19 protein-coding genes are annotated in these 17,824 nt (G+C 73.5%); 9 read left to right on the top strand and 10 right to left on the bottom strand.

What is annotated here, in order from left to right; all coding sequences use genetic code 11:
- From I4I78_RS16915 to I4I78_RS16900, 4 genes are all read left to right on the top strand, one after another.
- Positions 1-942: family 16 glycosylhydrolase (locus tag I4I78_RS16915; RefSeq protein ID WP_218612299.1), on the top strand; the 942-nt coding region annotated here is incomplete at its 5' end.
- 186 nt (positions 943-1,128) lie between these two features.
- Complete coding sequence (locus tag I4I78_RS16910) at positions 1,129-2,142, top strand: hypothetical protein (protein ID WP_218612298.1); 1,014 nt, start codon at positions 1,129-1,131, stop codon at positions 2,140-2,142.
- Between the two features lie 174 nt (positions 2,143-2,316).
- The gene (locus tag I4I78_RS16905) at positions 2,317-3,078 is read left to right on the top strand and encodes an alpha/beta fold hydrolase (protein ID WP_218612297.1); all 762 of its coding nucleotides are present in this window, start codon (positions 2,317-2,319) and stop codon (positions 3,076-3,078) included.
- 53 nt (positions 3,079-3,131) lie between these two features.
- On the top strand, positions 3,132-3,524 hold the full coding sequence (locus I4I78_RS16900) for a hypothetical protein (protein ID WP_218612296.1): 393 nt from the start codon (positions 3,132-3,134) through the stop codon (positions 3,522-3,524).
- A gap of 5 nt (positions 3,525-3,529) precedes the next feature.
- Here I4I78_RS16900 and I4I78_RS16895 read toward each other — a convergent pair whose 3' ends face one another.
- Together I4I78_RS16895 and I4I78_RS16890 are read right to left on the bottom strand one after the other, a co-directional pair.
- Positions 3,530-4,429 carry a serine hydrolase gene (locus I4I78_RS16895; RefSeq protein WP_218612295.1) on the bottom strand — a complete coding sequence of 300 codons (900 nt, stop codon included), beginning with the start codon at positions 4,427-4,429 and terminating at the stop codon, positions 3,530-3,532.
- Positions 4,426-5,295 carry a LysR family transcriptional regulator gene (locus I4I78_RS16890; protein WP_218612294.1) on the bottom strand — a complete coding sequence of 290 codons (870 nt, stop codon included), beginning with the start codon at positions 5,293-5,295 and terminating at the stop codon, positions 4,426-4,428. Before I4I78_RS16890 ends, I4I78_RS16895 begins: the two co-directional genes overlap by 4 nt.
- Before the next feature lie 95 nt (positions 5,296-5,390).
- Between I4I78_RS16890 and bla the strand changes: the two genes are divergently transcribed.
- Positions 5,391-6,299, top strand: coding sequence for a class A beta-lactamase (bla, locus tag I4I78_RS16885; RefSeq protein WP_218612293.1), 909 nt, complete (start codon positions 5,391-5,393; stop codon positions 6,297-6,299).
- Between the two features lie 44 nt (positions 6,300-6,343).
- Here bla and I4I78_RS16880 read toward each other — a convergent pair whose 3' ends face one another.
- Together I4I78_RS16880 and I4I78_RS16875 are read right to left on the bottom strand one after the other, a co-directional pair.
- Positions 6,344-7,618: an MFS transporter gene (locus I4I78_RS16880; RefSeq protein ID WP_218612292.1), complete on the bottom strand. Its 1,275-nt coding sequence runs from the start codon at positions 7,616-7,618 to the stop codon at positions 6,344-6,346.
- 46 nt (positions 7,619-7,664) lie between these two features.
- Positions 7,665-8,339 carry a DUF3159 domain-containing protein gene (locus tag I4I78_RS16875; protein WP_218612291.1) on the bottom strand — a complete coding sequence of 225 codons (675 nt, stop codon included), beginning with the start codon at positions 8,337-8,339 and terminating at the stop codon, positions 7,665-7,667.
- 196 nt (positions 8,340-8,535) lie between these two features.
- Here I4I78_RS16875 and I4I78_RS16870 point away from each other — a divergent pair, with 196 nt between their 5' ends.
- Entirely contained in the window at positions 8,536-9,159 is a 624-nt protein-coding gene (locus tag I4I78_RS16870; RefSeq protein WP_218612290.1) for a DUF4232 domain-containing protein, read from the top strand.
- A 32-nt stretch (positions 9,160-9,191) separates the two neighbouring features.
- Here I4I78_RS16870 and I4I78_RS16865 read toward each other — a convergent pair whose 3' ends face one another.
- Both I4I78_RS16865 and I4I78_RS16860 read right to left on the bottom strand, forming a co-directional pair.
- Complete coding sequence (locus I4I78_RS16865) at positions 9,192-9,872, bottom strand: response regulator transcription factor (protein ID WP_218612301.1); 681 nt, start codon at positions 9,870-9,872, stop codon at positions 9,192-9,194.
- A 32-nt stretch (positions 9,873-9,904) separates the two neighbouring features.
- On the bottom strand, positions 9,905-11,077 hold the full coding sequence (locus I4I78_RS16860) for a sensor histidine kinase (protein WP_218612289.1): 1,173 nt from the start codon (positions 11,075-11,077) through the stop codon (positions 9,905-9,907).
- 132 nt (positions 11,078-11,209) lie between these two features.
- Between I4I78_RS16860 and I4I78_RS16855 the strand changes: the two genes are divergently transcribed.
- Entirely contained in the window at positions 11,210-11,920 is a 711-nt protein-coding gene (locus I4I78_RS16855; RefSeq protein ID WP_226379863.1) for a hypothetical protein, read from the top strand.
- A gap of 62 nt (positions 11,921-11,982) precedes the next feature.
- On the opposite strand, the gene I4I78_RS16850 is transcribed toward I4I78_RS16855, so the two are convergent.
- Together I4I78_RS16850 and I4I78_RS16845 are read right to left on the bottom strand one after the other, a co-directional pair.
- Positions 11,983-12,642 carry a protein-L-isoaspartate(D-aspartate) O-methyltransferase gene (locus I4I78_RS16850; RefSeq protein WP_218612288.1) on the bottom strand — a complete coding sequence of 220 codons (660 nt, stop codon included), beginning with the start codon at positions 12,640-12,642 and terminating at the stop codon, positions 11,983-11,985.
- 41 nt (positions 12,643-12,683) lie between these two features.
- Positions 12,684-12,890 (bottom strand): hypothetical protein, encoded by a 207-nt coding sequence (locus I4I78_RS16845; RefSeq protein ID WP_218612287.1) that lies wholly within the window; start codon positions 12,888-12,890, stop codon positions 12,684-12,686.
- Between the two features lie 167 nt (positions 12,891-13,057).
- Between I4I78_RS16845 and I4I78_RS16840 the strand changes: the two genes are divergently transcribed.
- Complete coding sequence (locus I4I78_RS16840; protein WP_218612286.1) at positions 13,058-15,013, top strand: aconitate hydratase; 1,956 nt, start codon at positions 13,058-13,060, stop codon at positions 15,011-15,013.
- Between the two features lie 49 nt (positions 15,014-15,062).
- Here the strand turns inward: I4I78_RS16840 and I4I78_RS16835 are convergent, their stop codons facing one another.
- Positions 15,063-16,049: an aldo/keto reductase gene (locus I4I78_RS16835; protein ID WP_218612285.1), complete on the bottom strand. Its 987-nt coding sequence runs from the start codon at positions 16,047-16,049 to the stop codon at positions 15,063-15,065.
- Positions 16,050-16,149: 100 nt separating this feature from the next.
- Between I4I78_RS16835 and I4I78_RS16830 the strand changes: the two genes are divergently transcribed.
- Positions 16,150-16,995, top strand: a complete 846-nt coding sequence (locus I4I78_RS16830; protein ID WP_218612284.1) for a helix-turn-helix transcriptional regulator — start codon at positions 16,150-16,152, stop codon at positions 16,993-16,995.
- A 313-nt stretch (positions 16,996-17,308) separates the two neighbouring features.
- On the opposite strand, the gene I4I78_RS16825 is transcribed toward I4I78_RS16830, so the two are convergent.
- Positions 17,309-17,824 (bottom strand): phosphotransferase (locus tag I4I78_RS16825; RefSeq protein ID WP_226379862.1); only part of this gene is annotated, 516 nt, incomplete at its 5' end.

Here is a 17,824-nt window from a genome sequence, read left to right as displayed (position 1 = left end):
GCGCCCGTCGCCGACCCGTCCGACCCGCCGTCGGACACCGAACCGGACGCCACCCCCGCCCCGCCGAAGGCCGCTGAGCCGAAGGTCGCCGTGCCGGCTGAGCCGAAGCCCGTCGAGCCTGCCGAGCCGAAGCCCGCCGAGCCGAAGCCCGTCGAGCCCGCCGAGCCGAAGGTCGCCGAGCCGAAGGTCGCCGAGCCGGCGCCGCCGAGGGCTCCGACCGCACCGAAGTCGCCGGCGACGCCGACCGAGGCGGCGAAGCGGTACGGATGGGGCGCACCGGGTCCGGGAACCGACGAGTTCAACTATACCGGCGCACCCGACCCGGCGAAGTGGAGCCAGGCCGGTGAGTGCTGGGCCGGGCACGACGGCAACGGCGGCCGCTGCGCCAGCAAGTCCCGCGTGGACGGTTCGAAGCTGGTGCAGACCGGGACGGCCGACGGCGACACCGGCTGGATCGCCAGCAGGACGAACCAGAAGTACGGCCGGTGGGAGGCCCGCGTCCGTTCCGAGGCGACGGGGAAGGACAACGGCCGCCAGTACCACCCGCTGCTGATCATCTGGCCGCAGTCCGACCGATGGCCCCAGGACGGTGAGTACGACTTCCTGGAGAACGGTGCGCCGGGGGAGCCCTGCGCCGAGAGCTACATCCACTACCCGCACAACCCCGGGCCGACCCAGCAGATCTTCACCAAGGAGAAGAACTGCGGCGCCCCGCTGACCGAGTGGCACAACGTCGCGTTCGAGTGGACGCCGGACCACGTCCGCGGCTTCATCGACGGCAAACAGTGGTTCAGCTACTCCGGAGGAGCGCAGGGCGGGCGGCGGGCGATCCAGGACATGCCGAACGGGCACCTGACGATCCAGCTGGACAACTTCTTCGGCGGCAACATGCAACCGGCCACCTATGAGGTCGACTGGGTACGGACCTACGCCCTGAGGTGAGTCCCGGACCCGGCCGCGCGCCGATACGAATGATCACTCGATCGAGCTTGGTCACCACCCCGGTGATCGCTGTGTGAAAACTTTTCGGAGTGGATCTCGCTTTCCCAGTAACTCGACCGTGTGTGTCCTCGTTGCATCGATCACAAAGCGCGACAGCCCGGCGTTGTGATCATGTGGAGGAATCGGATGGGTGTAGAGGACAGCACGGCGAGGAGACATCGGGCCGGGCGCGTGGCCGCCGTCGGAGCCGCGGTCCTGGTCCTGGGGGTGGGGGGCTGGTCCGCCGCGTCGGCCGCGCCGCCGCTGCCGTTGCCACTCCCGTCATTGCCCCTGCCGGCGCCCGGGCAGACCTACGTCACCCCGGACGACCTGCACGGATTCGACGCCGAGATCACCGGAGAGGGCACGCAGGACTTCACCGACGAGCTGGGCGCGCCCCCGGCCGGCGGCATGGACGCCCTCAAGATCGCGACGCCGGGGGGCGGCGACAAGGTCCAGTTCTTCACGTCCGAGCTGGCCGGCCCGCTGGAGAACTTCGAGTCGAGCAGCTACTACGCGAAGCGGGACGTCGCGTCGACGGCGAATGACGCGCAGTTCCCGTCGTTCCAGATCACGGTCGACAAGAACGGCGGGGCATTCGAGACCGGCGACTTCTCGACGTTGAGCTTCGAGCCCGTCTACCAATCCGGGGCGAATTCGAACCAGACCGCGGGCACGTGGAACAAGTACGACACGGGCATCGGTCTGTTCTGCAGCAGCCGGCCGATCGGCGGGTACGAGGCGAACCAGACGCGCTGCGACAACCAGGGCTTCAGAACCCTCTCCGAGATCGTCGAGGAGAACGAGGGGATCACCGTGCTCTCCGCCGGGATCAACCAGGGCAGCGGCAACGCCGGCCTGACCTCCGCCGTCGACCTCGTGCAGGTCGGGGCGACGACCTACAACTTCGAGCGGACGGCTCCCGTCACGCCGCCGACGCCGGGCGAGCCGCCGAACTGCGAGCCGCCGAAGGACGAGCACCCGGACGAGTGGGGCCAGGACGAGCACCCGAAGGGCGACCACCCGAAGGGCGAGCACGGCAAGGGCGAGGGCGGCAAGGGCGAGCACGGCAAGGGCGGGGGCGAGCACCCGAAGGGCGAGCACCCCGGGGACGAGCACCCGCAGGATGAGCACCCGACGGACGAGTGCGGCACGAGCTGACCCGCGCTCTCCTGACGACGACCCCGTCGTCGACACCCGTACCGAGGTGTCGACGACGGGGTCGTGTCGTGCGGGGCCGGCCGTCCCCGGGATGCTTCTCGTTCCCGGGGCGCCGATGAGTCACGGGCGGGCCGGCGGTCCACCTTCTGACACCGCGCGACAGGGGAGACACACATGAGCACGACGACCGGAACCCAGGGCGCGTACGCCCCCGTCAACGGCTTGCAGATGTACTACGAGGTGCACGGGAACGGGCGCCCGCTCGTCCTGCTGCACGGCGGGATCCTCACCATCGACCTGTCGTTCGGCGCGATCCTGCCCGCCCTCGCGGAGCACCACCAGGTGATCGGCGTGGAGCTGCAGGGGCACGGGCACACCGCCGACATCGACCGCCCGTTGCAGCTCGACCTCCTGGCCGACGACGTGGTCGCGCTGCTGGACCACCTCGGGATCGAGCGTGCCGACATGCTCGGCTACAGCCTCGGCGGGCTGGTTGCGACCGAGGTGGCGGTGCGGTACCCGGAGCGGGTGGGGCGCCTGGTCCTGGCCGCCACGCACTTCCGCGCGGACGGCTACCACCCCGAGATCCAGGACCCGGCCCAGGACTCCCCGCGCCTGCCGACCGCCGAGGACTTCGAGCAGATGCAGGCCGCCTACACCGCGGTCGCTCCCGACCCCGGCCGCTTCTTCGCGACGCTGGAGAAGGCACAGCCGATGGTCACCGGCTTCCAGGGCTGGTCGGACGAGCAGCTGCGGTCGATCACCTCGCCCGTCCTGCTGATCATCGGCGACACCGACTTCATCCGGATCGAGCACGCGGCGGCGGTCCACGCCCTGCTCCCGGACTCGCGCCTGGCCGTCCTGCCGGGGTGCACGCACATGGCGGTGATGCGTCGCCCGGAGATCATGTCGTTGGTGGAGCCGTTCCTGCGGTAGTTACCCGGGAGGTAGTCGACGGACCGCGCGTGACCGGGCCAGAGTCCTCGTCCATGAGCCTCGTGGTCGGTGTGATCCTGTTCGTCGTGGGTGTGGTCAACGGGCTGCCCGTCGTCGGCGTCGCCGGGGCGGGCCCGCTCACGACCCTGTACGGCACGTCCCTCACCGACCCGGACCTCCTGGTGCTGATGAGGCACCGCGCGATCCTGCTCGGGCTGCTCGGCGCCGTCCTGGTCGCGGCCGCGTTCCTGCCCACGCTCCGACCTGCCGCGATCATCGCGGGCCTCGTCAGCATGGTCGGGTTCGTGGTGCTCGCCCACCTCGTGGGCGGGATCGACCCGAAGCTCAGGACCACCGTGCTGATCGACGTCGCGCTCTCGGCCGCGCTGCTCGTCGCGCTCGCCCTGCACCTCGTCGGGGGGACAGCCCCGCCGGGCGCGACGTGAGACCGTCACACCGCCGGCGCCCGTAGCGCGTTCACCGCGGCCCGGGCGGCGACGCCGATCGCCGCGTCCGCCCGGGGCACGGCGGCATCGCTGCGCGCCGCGTGGGTGAACACGGCGACGGCGACGGGGTGCTCGCCCGGGTAGGTCACCACGCCGACCTCGCTGCGGACGGCGCCGACGGTGCCGGTCTTCCCGGCGACGGCCGCCGCGGCCGGGAAGCCGCTGCGCAGCCGGTGTGGCCAGATCTGGCCGCCGAGCACCCGCCGGGCGAACGCCGTCCCGTCGGGCGAGGCGAGCTCACCGCGCCAGAGACGGGCGAGCAGCCGGGTCATGTCGGTGGCGGTGGTGGACGAGCCGAAGGCCGGGCTCAGTGCGCGGACCTGCACCGGGACGTCGTTGTCGGCGAGCACCGCGAACGCGGCCGCGACGTCGTCGGCGCCGGTGTCGGCGAGCAGGTCGGCGAAGACGTCCGCGGTGCCGCCGCGGATCCGGGTGCCCGGCAGGCCCAGCTCGGCGGGCAGCGCGGCGACCCGTTCCCGGCCGACGCGGGCGTGCACCACGTCGGCGGCGGCGTTGTCCGACACCGTGATCATCGAGGTGACCAGGTCCCGCCAGCTCATCGTGACCGGGTCGGCGAGCGCGGAGATCCCGGTCGGGCCCGGGGTGCGGTCCGGACGCACGGTCGCCGGCTCGCGCGGGTCGAGCTCGCCCGCGTCGACCGCGCGGCAGTACGCGACGAGCACCAGCAGCTTGTAGACCGATGCCATCACCACCGGCACGTCCGCGCCGACGGCGACGTCGGCGCTCGCCCAGCGGGGCCCGTCCCCGGTGACCGGACGGGCGTGCAGCCAGCCGCGCACACCGGCGTCGCGGAACGCCGCCCGGACCTGGGCCGCGGCGCTCACGTGCCCTCCCGCAGCGTGGCGGCGAGCGCGTCGACGACCCCGGGCGGCGTGTCGTCGCGGTGCACCACCCGGACCCGGAACGGCACCGGGTCCCCGGCGGCCGCGCGCCGCACCACCGCGTCGGTGCCCAGGTCCGGGTCGGGGGTGAGGGCGAACGCGGCCCCGGTCGCGACGAGGGTCAGCACCGCCGCCGGGTCGGGCGCCTCGGCGGCGCGGACCGGACGGCCCCGGGTCTCCAGGGTGTCGAGCAGTAGGTCGTGCACGGCCGGGGCGTGCGTGCGCGGCGCCGTCGCCAGATCCAGGTCGCGCAGCGTGCGCAGCGGCACCGGGCCGGGGTGGCCGGCGGCCGGGTGCCCGGCCGGCAGCAGCACCGCCGTCGGCAGGGCGATCACCGGCCCGGCCCGGGTGGACTCGAGCACCGCCGGGTGCGCGACGACGGCGACGTCGAGCGTCCCCACCGACACCGCGTCGACCAGCGCGACGGTCGATCCCCCGGTGAGCGACGCGCGCCGTCCCGCGGCCCGCCCGGCCCGCGCGGCCAGCCGGGCGCAGGCGCGCGGGCCGAGGTCCGCGACGACGCCCACCCGCAGCACCTGCGCCGCCTCGGCGTGCCGCCGGGCCGCCCGGTCGAGCGCGCCCGCGTCCTCGATCAGGGCCCGGGCCCTCGGAAGCAGGTCCCGCCCGGCCGGGGTCAGCGTGACACCGCCGGGGCCGCGGTCGAACAGCGCGACGCCGAGCCGCGTCTCCAGCCTGCGTACCCCCTGCGACAGCGGGGGCTGCGCCATGCCCAGCCGGCGGGCGGCGTGGCCGAAGTGCCGTTCCTCCGCGACGGTCATGAAGAACTCCAGGTGCCGCAGCAGGTTCATCGGGCCCCGTCAGCTCGGTCCATACCGTTCGGATATCACACGCGCACTCCGATCATATTTGAGATATCGGTGCCCTCCCTGCTGCGGTAGGCGCCATGACGATCTCCCGCCGCTCCCTGCTGGTCACCGGCGCCGCCGGTCTCGGCGCCGCACTCCTCGGCTGCGCCCCCGCGGCGCCCGCGGCTCCGGCCGCACCCGCGGCGCCGTCGCGGCCCGGGCCGGTCCCCGGCCTGCCAGGGGTGGAGCAGCGCTTCGCCCGCCGGATCGGCGTGTACGCCCTCGACACCGGCACCGGCGCCGTGGTCGGCCATCGCGACGGCGAGCGCTTCCTGATGTGCTCGGTGGTCAAGTCGCTGATGGCCGGGTCCGTGCTGCACCGCTCCGTCGACGACCCCGGCCTGCTCGACCGGCGGGTCCGCTACGGCCCCGCCGACCTGCTGGAGTACGCGCCGGTGACCCGCCGGATGCTGGGCACCGGGATGACGGTGGCCGAGCTGTGCGCGGCCGCGGTGACCTACTCGGACAACACGGCGCACAACCTGCTGCTCCGGGAGACCGGCGGCCCGGCCGCGCTGACCGCGTACCTGCGCGAGCTCGGGGACACGACCACCCGCGCCGACCGGACGGAGACGCAGCTCAACGCACCGGCGGGCGAGCAGGACACCACCACCCCGGCCGCGATCGCGGGGACGCTGCGGACGCTCACCGTCGGGGACGCGCTACCGGCGCCGCAGCGCGACCGGCTGGTGGGCTGGCTGCGGGCGAACACCACCGGCGCCGGGCAGATCCGGGCGGGTGTGCCCGCGGGCTGGCAGGTCGGCGACAAGACCGGCAGCGGGCTCGCCGGTGAGAACAACGACGTCGGCCTGCTGCTGCCGCCCCAGGGGGCACCGGTCGTCCTCACCGCGTTCACCGTCCCCGCGGACCCGGACGACGAACGCGGCAAGGACGCGATCGCCGCGGCCACCCGCGCCACCCTGGACGCGCTGCGCGGCGGCCGCTGACCCGCGTCCGCGAGCGCGTCGGCGTCGGGGCGGGGTCGGGGCGGTCACACGACCCCGACCGGGTTGCGCGGCGGGACCGGCTCGGCCACCGGCCCCAGATCGTCGAGGTTTCGGAAGGCAGGCGCGCGCAGCGCGAGGATCGCGGTCACCCCGGCGAAGACGGCCAGCACGACGCCGGCGACGTGCAGCCCGGCCGACGAGGCGACGGCCGCGAGCGGCGCGGTGGTCACCGCCGGTGCGGCGAGCATCAGCGTGTTCTGCGCGCCGAGCACCCTGCCGCGCATCGCGTCCGGGGTGACCTCGATGGTCAGCACGCCGAGGACGGCCGACACCGGGGCGTTGGTCAGCCCGACCAGGGCGGCCGCGCCGAGCACCACCCACGGCGAGGCGAGGCTGCCGACGAGTGCGAACCCGACGAGGGACCCGGCCATCCCGACGACGAACCAGACCCGGCGCCGGATCCGGCCGACCAGGCCGGCGTAGAGCGCGGAGCCGGCGATGCTGCCGGCGGCGAGCGCGCTCAGCGTCAGACCGGTGAGGGCGGGCAGGTCCTCGGCGACGAAGTAGGCGGGCATCAGGGTGGTCTGCAGCGAGGCGATGACGGCGACGAGCGCCGACGAGACCAGGGTGGCGCCGAGGACGAGCCGGTTGCGGCCGAGGAACCGCCAGGAGACCAGCACGTCGGTCACCGCACGGCCGACCGCGCCACCGGCGGCGGTGCGGTCCCGCGGTCCGACGGCGCCGGCCCGCGGGTCGAGGACGAGCGTCGTCAGCGCGGCGAGCACGCTCATCGTGGCCGTGACCAGCAGCAGCGCCGGTGTCAGCCCGAAGACCCCGACGAGCAGCCCGCCCAGGCCGGGGCCGGCCAGGAGCAGCACGTTGCTGACGTTCTCGCGGGCGGCGACGAGCCGGTCGAGCCGTCCCGGGGCCGCGCCATCGAGACGGGCGAGCACCGGCAGCAGGGTCTCCTGGGCCGTCATGCCCGGGATCCGGATCATCGCGCCGAGCACGCCGAGGATCATGAACGAGGCCATGTCGAGCCCCCACAGGGCGTCGACCAGCGGGATCGCCGCGATCGACAGCGCCGCGAGCATGTCGGAGAAGACCGAGACCGCGCGCCGGTCGATCCGGTCGACGAGCAGGCCGGACACCAGCCCGGTCGCGGCCGACGCCGCGGTCGTCACCGTCGCGAGCAGTCCGGCGGCGAGCACGTCGCCGGTCCGGTCGAGCACCAGCAGCGGGAGTACGGCTGCGGCGATGCCCTTGCCCAGTAGCGAGAGCCCGTACGAGGCGAACCAGATCGCGGCACTGCGGCGCATGGTTCCTCCTTCCTGCTCGTCGTGCGGGGTGCCGTGGCCGGCTCGGTCAGGCCTGCGCAGCGAGGCGCTTGGTGCTGCGCCGGAAGGCCCAAAGGACGACGAGCGCGCCCAGCACGGTCAGCGGCGTGCCCATCGCGATCTTGGCGACGGCGAGCCCACCGGTGGTGTCGATGACGTAGAGCCACTGCTGCACGGCGAAGCGGGCGCCGAACACGGCCGCGGCCGCGAGGGTGGCGATGTCGTGCGTGCGCAGCACCGTCGCGTCGGCCCGCCAGGCGTGCTTGCCGCCGTGCACGGCGTTCCAGATCAGGCCGGTCAGCGGACGACGGGCCAGCACCGAGCCGAGCGTGACGACGAAGCCGGCGAGCGCCAGCCAGATCCCGATCGCGAAGAAGTCCTTCGCCGACCCGGTCCAGGCGACCAGGCCCGCAGCGACCGCGATGCCGAGCAGGCCGCCGACCGCGGTGCTGAAGCGCTCACCGCGCACCATCCGGAACACAGCGAGGCCGAGGCCGACGGCGAGCGAGATCCCGATCGTCAGCGGCAGCGAGAGGAAGGAGTTGGCGGCCACGAAGACCACCACCGGGACGGTCGAGTAGACGAACCCCATCGGGCCGCCCATCTGGTCGAGCACGGTCGGCTTCTTCGCCGCGGCCACGGGCGCCGGGGTGGTCGGTGTGTCCTCGTCCCGGTCGGGCTGGGTGCGGTACGGCTCGGTCATGGTCATCTCGTCCTCCCGATCGTGGGTGCTGCTGTCTGACCCAGAGGAGACGGCGTGCCGCTACGGCACACTCAACCCCGATGTGACGCAGACCACGTCGCCGGTCCACGGGCGGGACGACCGGGCGCGACCCCGGACGGGTACAGATCGTTGCGCCGTCGTGCGCCGGGCCCGGCATCGACGCGAAGGTGTCCACATGAGAACCAGAAACGCATCGCTCGCGGCCGGGGTCCTCACGGCCGGACTGCTGCTCGCCGGCTGCGGCGGGGACCCGGGATCGTCGGCGAGCGGGCAGATGACCGCGCCGCCGGCTCAGCAGCCGGCTCCGTCGGCTCCGGCCGCGGCCCCGACGGAGCCGGCGCAGGAGGAGGGCGCCGGATCCGGCTCCGGGTCCGAGGGCCAGGAGGCGGCGGACCGCTGCACCGACGCCGACCTGACGGCGACGGTCAACCAGCCCACCGGGACCGGTCAGCAGCGCACGATCCTCGCCTGGCGCAACACCTCGGACCGGCCGTGCACGATGACCGGCTTCGGCGGCGTCGACCTGCGCGGCCCGGACGACCCGACGTTCGGGCCGTCGTACTCGCTGCCCCGCTCGTCGGAGGAGGCGACGGCGGTGACCGTCAAGCCCGGCGGCACCGCGATCAGCACGATCACGACGATCGCCGGCGGGGACTGGACGCCCACCGACGTCGTGGTCACCGCACCGGACGAGACGACGTCCAAGACCGTGCCGTGGCGCGGTGGCCCGGTGCAGCGCCAGGACGGCGCGACCCGGCCGGGCAGCTACATCGGCCCGGTGCAGCAGGGATCGCTCTGAGCCTCGCGCAGCCCTGACCGCCGGGCACCGGCTCAGCCGGAGGTGTCGAGACCCGCGTCGTGGACGAGCAGCGCCACCTGGACGCGGTTGTTGAGGTCGAGCTTGGTGAGGATGGCCGAGACGTGGGTCTTGACCGTGGCCACGCTGAGGTGGTGCCGCGCGGCGATCTCGGCGTTCGACCGGCCGGCGCCGAGCTCGAGGGCGACGGTGCGTTCCCGGTCGGCGAGCAGCCCGATCCGACGCCGAGCCGCCTCGCGGGTCGTGTCCTGTTCGGACCCGGCGACGCGGGCGATGAGTCGGCGGGTCACCTCCGGCGAGAGCACCGGGCGCCCCGCCGCCGCGTACCGGACGGCGAGGACGAGCTCGTCCGGCGGGGTGTCCTTGAGCAGGAACCCGGCCGCCCCGGCGCGCAGGGCGCGCAGCACGTGGGCGTCGGCGTCGAACGTGGTGAGCACGACGATCTGGGGGGCCTTCGGGCGTCGGCGCAGCGTCTCGGTCGCGGTGAGCCCGTCCATGCCGGGCATCCGGATGTCCATCAGCACCACGTCCGGCGCGTGCCGCTCGGCGAGCTCGATCGCCTCCGCCCCGTCGCCGGCCTCGGCCACCACCCGCAGGTCGGGGGCGCCGCGCAGCATCATGGTCAGTCCGAAGCGGACGACCGGGTCGTCGTCGACGACCAGCACGTCGACCGTCTGCCCGGGGTCGGTGACCATGCCGTCCCCCGCGGGGTCACCTACGTCGGCGCTCACGCGGGCCACGGTAGCCGCATCGCGACCTGCCATCCGCCGGAGGCCGTGGGTCCGTAGTCGAGCCGGCCGCCGACGATCCTCGCCCGCTCGGCCAGGCCGCGCAGGCCCTCCCCGGACCCGGGCGGGCGGACGGCGGCCTCCGGGGGAGCGGGCGTCGGTGGGGTCTCGACCTCGGCGACCAGGTGGTCGTCCGAGTCGCCCGCGATGCGCACCGTGATCGGGGCGCCGGGTGCGTGTTTGCGGGCGTTGGTCAGGCTCTCCTGCAGGAACCGGTAGAGCGTGCGTCCCACGGTCTCGCTGACCGGGCGCTCGCCGGTCGTCACGCCGTGCTCGTCGTCCAGCACGACCGGTGTCCCGGCCCGTCGCGTGTCGTCGACCAGCTCGCCGATGTCGGTCACGCCGGGCAGCGGGAGCTCGCCGACCGGGGCCCGGAGCACGCCGATGACCTCGCGGAGGTCCTGCAGCGCACGGTGCGCGTTCTCCCGGATCACCTCGGCGGCCCGAGCGGTCTCCTCGACCGGCGCGTCGCGGTGGTAGGCCAGGGCGCCCGCGTGCACGCTGAGCAGCGAGAGCCGGTGGCCGAGGGCGTCGTGCATCTCCCGGGCGAGGGTCTCGCGGGCCTCGTGCTGGGTGCGCTCGGAGCGCAGCTGTGCCTCGATCTCGGCCATCGTCGCCCGGTCCCGCAGGGAGGCGATGAGCTGGCGGCGGCTGCGGACGAGCAGGCCCCACGCCACCGCGATCGCGGGGCCGGAGAAGAGGAACGGGATCAGCAGCCACAGCGGCGCGGTGGGGACCGGGTGCAGGGCGTAGTAGACCCCGAGGGCGAGCAGGTTGGCCGCGGCCAACGCCGTCGTCGCCCGGGGCGAGCAGTGGATGGCCACGGTGAACAGCGCGACGAGCGCCGCCGCGGAGGCCGACTCGGCGAACGCGGACAGCACGACGAGACCCACCGCGAGGGCCAGTGGGAACCGGCGTCGCCACCACAGCGCGAGACAGCCGGCGAGGCCGACCGCAAGGTCCAGGTACGCCAGGCCGGGCGGCGTCGTGTCGGCCAGCTGCAGGCGGATGCGCAGACCGAGCAGCGCGACCACGGCCGGGATGACGACCAGCAGGGCATCGGTCACCCGGGGGTGCCACACCCGTCGCCCTGTGTCCGCAACCGCGCTCATGGCGCCGAGCCTAGAGCGGCGCGGACCACTTCCTCGTCCCTCTTGTGGCCGGTCCGCCTCCGACTTCGGTCGACGGATGGGAACCGGTCGACCGATCCGGGTGGCCGGGCGGCGCTCCTAGCTTCTCCTCGCATGGCCCGCCTGCACGCCGTCCGCGACGCCGACGACGCGTCCCCACGTTCTCCGGAAGGCAGCACGATGTTCACCAGGTACAAGCGCCGCTGGCAGCTGTCCAAGGTCAGGCCAGGTGACGGGAGCACGTTGCAGAGATATCGGATCTGGCAGCTGTTCTCCCGGTCCCTGTTCGGCCTGCGCCTGCCGGACGGCAGGGGAGGAACCCACCTGTTCGAGGTCGACGTCCGGCATGCGGCGGACAGCACGACCAGGCGGAGCCCGGCCTCGCTCTACCGCGATGGCGTCCAGGTCGCCCGGGCCAACATGCCGGTGACGTTCCCCGTGCCCGACGGCGTCATCGAGGTCGCCACCAACCAGTACGGCCTCAAGCGCATGCACTACCTGCGCGACGACGGCACCGAGCACGTCCTGCGCCCGGACCCCCGCTCCCAGGAGGGGATGCGCGCGAGGTTCGGAGAGCGGTTCCCGCGCGTGAGCGCCGTCGCCGGGGTGGTCGCCGTCGTCGTGCTCGTGGTGGCGCTGGGCGTCAGCATCCTCAACGGCATCGACGCCCTCACCCACAGCGCGGTCATCGCCGAGCGCGTCGGCACCTTCACCTCACCGATCCGCCTCACCGGGTGGATGAAGTTCGCCGTGCCCGCCGCCGCGTTCCTCGCCGGGCTCGAACGTGCCATGACGCTCCGGCACAACTGGCTGATCCGCGGCTGACCGCCCGGGCCGGTTCCCTCGTCGACGCCCCACGAGGGCCGGCCACCGTCCGGTACCGGCGATCACGTCCGCGAGGGCGGGGCGCCGGGCACCAACGGTACGAACCGGACCGGCACGAGACCCTCGGTCTCGCCGTGCCGATGGCGGACGAGCTCGCCGTCGCCGCCGTCCCCGATCGGGCAGACCAGGACGCCGTCCGGCGCGAGCTGCTCGATCAGCGCGGCCGGGAGCTGGTGCTGGGCCATCGCGGTCACCACGATGCCGTCGAACGGCGCGTCGAGCGGGGCGCCCGCCATCCCGTCGCCGGTGCGCACCCGGACGTCGCCGTACCCGGCGTCGTCGAGCGTCCGCCGGGCACGTTCGGCCAGCTCCGGGTGACGCTCCACGGTGAGAACCGACGCCCCGCACGCGGCGAGTACCGCGGCCCCGTAGCCGGAGCCGGTGCCGACCTCCAGTACCCGCGCGCGGTCGGGCAGGCTCAGCGCGGCGGCGCTGAACGCCACGATCCAGGGTGTGGAGATCGTCTGACCGGATCCGATGGCCATCGGGGCGTCGGCGTAGGCCTCGTCGGCCAGGTCCGGGTCGACGAACAGCTCGCGCGGGACCGCGGCCATCGCGCCCAGGACCCGCTCGTCGTCGATGCCGCGCCGGCGCAGCTCGTCCACCATCGCGGCGCGGGACCGCTCGGCGTCGCGGTCGTGCGGCCGGTCGTGCACGGTCATCGTCGCTCCTCCGGGTGTGCGGTTCGGTCTCCGTTCCGTCGCTACCGCTCGTAGTCCTCGTCGTCGCCGGCGTCGAGACGTTGCTCCATCACGTCGGCGGGATCGGCCTCGGTCGGGCTCTGTGAGGTCCGCGCGCCCGGCGTCGACGGATCGACGCCGTCGAACTCGTCCGGGTCGACGGGGCGGTCCTGCTCGGCGGCGTCGGCCGCCGGTACGTCGTCGAGGGGGTCGGTCGCGAGGTCCCGCATGGAGGTGCTCCTCTTCGTCCGTCGCAGGTTGGTCGGGCACCAGACGGGTCTCCGGTGACGGGGACGCCTAAACCGGCGGCCGCTGGATGCCCGCGTCACCGGCCGGATGTGGGTGGTCCACGCCGGAGCGGGTACCCGGTGCGGTCCGGACGATGTGGGAGGGCCTCATGACCGCACGCACCCTGACACGTCAGCTGATCGACGAGCATCTGGTCTCCGGCGATCCGACGCCCGGCGAGGAGATCGGGCTGCGGGTCGACCAGACGCTGACCCAGGACGCCACCGGGACCCTGGTGATGCAGGAGCTGGAGGCGCTGGGTCTCGACCGGGCCCGCACCGACGTGAGCGTGCAGTACGTCGACCACAACCTGCTGCAGGCCGACGAGCGCAACGCCGAGGACCACGAGTTCCTGCGGACGGCGGCCCGCCGGTTCGGGCTGTGGTTCTCCAAGCCCGGCAACGGCGTCTCGCACCCCACGCACATGCAGCGGTTCGGGAAGCCGGGCGCCACCATGGTCGGTTCGGACTCGCACACCTGCGCGGCCGGGTCGCTGGGCATGCTCGCGATCGGTGTCGGAGGGCTGGAGGTCGCCCTCGCGATCGCCGGTGAGCCGCTGCACCTGCGGATGCCGCAGGTGTGGGGCGTCCGGCTGACCGGCGACCTGCCGCCGTGGGTCTCGGCCAAGGACGTGGTGCTGGAGATGCTGCGCCGGCACGGGGTCAGCGGCGGGCTGAACCGGGTGATCGAGTACCACGGGCCCGGCCTGGACGGGCTGTCCGCGATGGACCGTCACGTGATCGCGAACATGGGCGCGGAGCTGGGCGCGACGACCTCCGTGTTCCCGGCCGACGACAGGGTGGCCGAGTTCCTGCGCGCCGAGGGCCGGGCCGACGACCACCGGCCGATGGCCGCCGACGAGGACGCCGAGTACGACGTCACCGACGAGATCGACCTGTCCACCCTGGAGCCGCTCATCGCGAGGCCCTCGTCGCCGGGCAACGTGGTGCCGGTCCGCGACGTGGTGGGCGAACCGGTGGGCCAGGTGGTGATCGGCTCCTCGGCCAACCCGGGCCTGCGCGACTTCGCCGTGGCCGCGGCGATGGTGCGGGGCCGCCAGACCGACGACGGCGTCAGCTTCGACGTCAACCCGTCCTCGCGCGAGATCTTCTCCGACCTGACCCGGATGGGTGCCACGTTCGACCTCATCTCGGCCGGTGCCCGCATCCACCAGGCCGGATGCATGGGCTGCATCGGCATGGGCCAGGCCCCGGCGACCGGCCACAACTCGCTGCGCACGTTCCCGCGCAACTTCCCCGGTCGCTCCGGCACCCCGGAGGACTCGGTCTGGCTGTGCTCGCCGGAGACCGCGACGGCCGCCGCGCTGACCGGCGTCGTCACCGACCCGCGGGCGCTCGCCGACGAGCTCGGCCTGGACGGCCGGCTCGACCTGCCCGCCGAGGCGACCGTGAACACGCAGATGCTCGCCGCGCCGCCGCCGCCGGAGGAGGCCGCGCGCCAGGAGCTGGTCCGCGGCCCCAACATCTCGGGACTGCCGGACTTCCCGCCACTCCCGGACACGCTGGACCTGCCGGTGCTGCTGGCGATGGGCGACGGCGTCTCGACCGACGAGATCTCCCCGGCCGGGGCGAAGGCGTTGCCCTTCCGGTCCAACATTCCCGAGCTGGCGGAGTTCACCTTCACTCGGATCGACGAGACCTACGCCCGCCGGGCCCGGGAGACCGGGCCCCACGCCGTCGTCGCCGGGGACAACTATGGGCAGGGGTCCTCGCGCGAGCACGCCGCGATCACGCCGCGCCACCTCGGCCTCGCCGTCGTCGTCGCCCGCTCCTACGCGCGGATCCACTGGCAGAACCTGGCCAACTTCGGGGTCCTGGCCCTCGAGTTCGCCGACCCGGCGGACCGGGACCGCATCGACCAGGGCACGGTCCTGCACCTCACCGGGCTGCACGGCCTTCCCGGCACCGACCGCATCGTCGCCACCGACGACGACGGCCACGAGTTCACGTTGACGCACCGCCTGTCCGCACGTCAGGTCCGGGACGTCGTCGCAGGCGGCACCATCCCGCAGCTGGCACGTCGGGGCGCGGGGGCGCAGGAGTAGCCGCGGTCGGCCGGGCATCGGAGAGCGTCATCGGCAACGCGACGGAACCTCAGTTCCCCACACCGAGCGAGCTCATGAACGCCGACGGGTAGCGATCGCCGAGAGCCGACCCTGCGGGGACGGCCTCCTCGATTGCACCGAGGTCCTGCGGGGTGAGCGTGATGTCGAGGGCGGGCAGGGCCTCGGTCAGCCGCTCCCGGGTCCGGGCGCCGACCAGCGGCACGATGTCGTCGCCCTGGGCCGCGACCCAGGCGATCACCAGCTGGGCGACCGTGGCGCCCTTGGCGTCGGCCACCTTCTGTAGCGCCCGGACCAGCGCGAGGTTGTGCTCGAGGTTCTCGCCGGCGAAGCGCGGGCTGTGGGCGCGGAAGTCCCCGGGCTTGCCGGCGACGTAGTTGCCCGAGATGAGGCCGCGCGCCAGGACGCCGTACGCGGTCAGGCCGATGCCCAGCTCACGCAGGGTGGGAAGGACCTCGGCCTCGACGGCGCGGGAGATCAGGGAGTACTCGATCTGCAGGTCGACGACGGGGTGCACGGCGTGGGCGCGACGGATGGTGGCGGCGTCGACCTCCGAGAGCCCGACGTGCCGGACGTACCCGGCGTCGATCATCTCCTTGATGGCGCCGACCGTGTCCTCGATCGGCACCGCGGGGTCCAGGCGGGCCGGGCGGTAGACGTCGATGTGGTCCACGCCGAGGCGGGTCAGCGAGTAGGCGAGCAGGTTCTTCACCGCGGCGGGGCGGCAGTCCTGCTGCAGCGGCGGGAGGCCCGGCCCGGCCAGCCCGCCGAACTTCACCGACAACCGGTAGCTGTCCCGGTCCCGGCCGCGGAGCGCGTCTGCCAGCAGCAGCTCGTTGTGCCCCATGGCGTAGAAGTCGCCGGTGTCGATCAGCGTGACGCCGGCGTCGAGCGCGGCGTGCACGGTCGCGATGCTCTCCTTGCGGTCGGCGTGGCCGTAGGAGCCCGACATGCTCATCGCGCCGAGGCCGAGTGCGGAGACGGTGGGACCGGTGCTGCCGAGGGTGCGTGTCTGCATGACCCCACCCTGCGCCGGAATCGACATGTCAGGAACAGAGCGTTGATCGTGGGAGCGGCACTCCCTGGCTGGGCGGCCCGGCGGCGGGGAGCATGGGCTCATGCAGCGCGAGCAGCTCGCCGACTTCCTGCGTCGCCGCCGCACGTCGATCCGGCCCGCGGAGGTCGGCATCGCGGCCGGGCCCCGGCGCCGCGCCACCGGCCTGCGCCGGGAGGAGGTCGCGATGCTCGCCGGGATGTCGACCGACTACGTCGTCCGCCTCGAACAGGGTCGCAGCAGCCGGCCGTCGACCCAGCTGCTCGGCGCGCTGGCCCGGGCCCTGCGCCTGACCGACGACGAGCGCGACCACCTCTTCCGCCTCGCCGGACACCACCCGTCCCCCGCCGAGGGCGTGGCCCAGCTGGCCCGCGCCGGCCTCATCCGCATGCTCGACCTGCTGCACGACGCGTCGGCCATGGTGATCTCGGACCTGGGCGAGGTCCTCGCCCAGAACCGGATGTCGCTGCTGATGGCGGGCGACCAGACCGGCTTCGCCGGCGACGACCGCTACCTCGCCCACCGCTGGTTCACCCGGCCCGAGGCTCGGACCGGCCACCCACCCGAGGAACAGGACCGCCACGCCCGAAACCTCGTTGCGGACCTGCGCGCCGTGGCCGGGCGCCGGGCCGGGGACCCGACGGTCAACGGCCTCGTCGAGCGGCTGACGGCCGCGAGCCCGCAGTTCCGGAGGTTGTGGACCGAGCACGAGGTGGCCGTCCGTCGCGCCGACCGCAAGACTCTGCTGCATCCGCGTGTGGGTGCGCTGCTCATGGACTGCGAGACCCTCGTGACGCCTGACCTGGGCCAACAGCTGCTGGTCCTCACCCCGGCGAACGACGAGACCCGGGAGCGGCTCGAGCTACTGAGGGTGTTGGGCACTCAGGAGTTCCCGGCGGGGGTCGGCTGAGTCGTGGTCAGCTGGTGGTGCCCCGGCCGGATTCGAACCTGCGGCACCCGCTTTAGGGGTGTTAGCTCGGCAGCAGCCAGCGGCTTCTACAAGCCCTTTCACTCGCGGCGCGGTGTGGCGTAGTGGCTCCACGCGCTCTCGTGAACTGCAGTTCGCTCCACGAACGCGGCCTCGTCTCGTCCGGACAACCTCTAGCTCAGACGCTCGTCCAAGACGCGGTTCAATGTTGTCCGTCCGGCCGGTCCCCATGCCGGCTTGCCGCCCGGCACGCCGCGGTCGCCGTTCTGGCCCATCAGCATGAGGAACAGACTTTTCAGCACAGCCAGCCCACGAGCGCGACGCATCGTCGCCTCGTCGATCTCGCCGTAGGCCGAGAAGAACCGCTCGGCCCCATCTGCCGGCAATAGCACCCAGGCGGCCGCAAGATCCACTGCGGGTCGCCGGCGAACAGGGCACCGAAGTCGACCACGCCCGTCAGCGTTCCGTCGGCGACGACGACGTTCGCCGGATGCAGGTCGCCGTGCACCCATACCCGTGGACCGTCCCATGCGGGCGCGGCGGCCGCGTCCTCCCAGACGGCGCGCGCCTGGGCGGCATCGGCAGCGAGCGTGGTTGTGTCGATCGAGTGGAGGAAGTGGTCGATGCCGCCGCTGCTGTCGCGGGGGTGGGCCCCGATGCCCATGGTGTCGGACGGTGCGTCGGCGGGCGCGGAGACGTGCAGCGCCCGCAGGAACGCCGCCAGAGTGTCGGCAGCGTGTTCGGGTCTGGTGATCGTCCCCCGATCTAGCGGCAGGCCCGGTACCCACGTCATGACCGTCCAGAGCTTCGG

This window comes from Pseudonocardia sp. KRD291, from assembly GCF_019263595.1.
Lineage (GTDB): Bacteria > Actinomycetota > Actinomycetes > Mycobacteriales > Pseudonocardiaceae > Pseudonocardia.
The sequence above is the reverse complement of the archived record's forward strand: the minus strand, read 5'-3'. Positions and strand labels throughout refer to the sequence as shown.

What these genes read in the sequence shown, in the direction of transcription:
- I4I78_RS16910 (WP_218612298.1), top strand. Translation starts at nt 1,129, where the DNA reads ATGGGTGTAGAGGACAGCACGGCGAGGAGACATCGGGCCGGGCGCGTG.
- I4I78_RS16905 (WP_218612297.1), top strand. Translation starts at nt 2,317, where the DNA reads ATGAGCACGACGACCGGAACCCAGGGCGCGTACGCCCCCGTCAACGGC.
- I4I78_RS16900 (WP_218612296.1), top strand. Translation starts at nt 3,132, where the DNA reads ATGAGCCTCGTGGTCGGTGTGATCCTGTTCGTCGTGGGTGTGGTCAAC.
- I4I78_RS16890 (WP_218612294.1), bottom strand. Translation starts at nt 5,295, where the DNA reads ATGAACCTGCTGCGGCACCTGGAGTTCTTCATGACCGTCGCGGAGGAA.
- bla (WP_218612293.1), top strand. Translation starts at nt 5,391, where the DNA reads ATGACGATCTCCCGCCGCTCCCTGCTGGTCACCGGCGCCGCCGGTCTC.
- I4I78_RS16880 (WP_218612292.1), bottom strand. Translation starts at nt 7,618, where the DNA reads ATGCGCCGCAGTGCCGCGATCTGGTTCGCCTCGTACGGGCTCTCGCTA.
- I4I78_RS16875 (WP_218612291.1), bottom strand. Translation starts at nt 8,339, where the DNA reads ATGACCGAGCCGTACCGCACCCAGCCCGACCGGGACGAGGACACACCG.
- I4I78_RS16870 (WP_218612290.1), top strand. Translation starts at nt 8,536, where the DNA reads ATGAGAACCAGAAACGCATCGCTCGCGGCCGGGGTCCTCACGGCCGGA.
- I4I78_RS16865 (WP_218612301.1), bottom strand. Translation starts at nt 9,872, where the DNA reads ATGGTCACCGACCCCGGGCAGACGGTCGACGTGCTGGTCGTCGACGAC.
- I4I78_RS16860 (WP_218612289.1), bottom strand. Translation starts at nt 11,077, where the DNA reads ATGAGCGCGGTTGCGGACACAGGGCGACGGGTGTGGCACCCCCGGGTG.
- I4I78_RS16855 (WP_226379863.1), top strand. Translation starts at nt 11,210, where the DNA reads ATGGCCCGCCTGCACGCCGTCCGCGACGCCGACGACGCGTCCCCACGT.
- I4I78_RS16850 (WP_218612288.1), bottom strand. Translation starts at nt 12,642, where the DNA reads ATGACCGTGCACGACCGGCCGCACGACCGCGACGCCGAGCGGTCCCGC.
- I4I78_RS16845 (WP_218612287.1), bottom strand. Translation starts at nt 12,890, where the DNA reads ATGCGGGACCTCGCGACCGACCCCCTCGACGACGTACCGGCGGCCGAC.
- I4I78_RS16840 (WP_218612286.1), top strand. Translation starts at nt 13,058, where the DNA reads ATGACCGCACGCACCCTGACACGTCAGCTGATCGACGAGCATCTGGTC.
- I4I78_RS16835 (WP_218612285.1), bottom strand. Translation starts at nt 16,049, where the DNA reads ATGCAGACACGCACCCTCGGCAGCACCGGTCCCACCGTCTCCGCACTC.
- I4I78_RS16830 (WP_218612284.1), top strand. Translation starts at nt 16,150, where the DNA reads ATGCAGCGCGAGCAGCTCGCCGACTTCCTGCGTCGCCGCCGCACGTCG.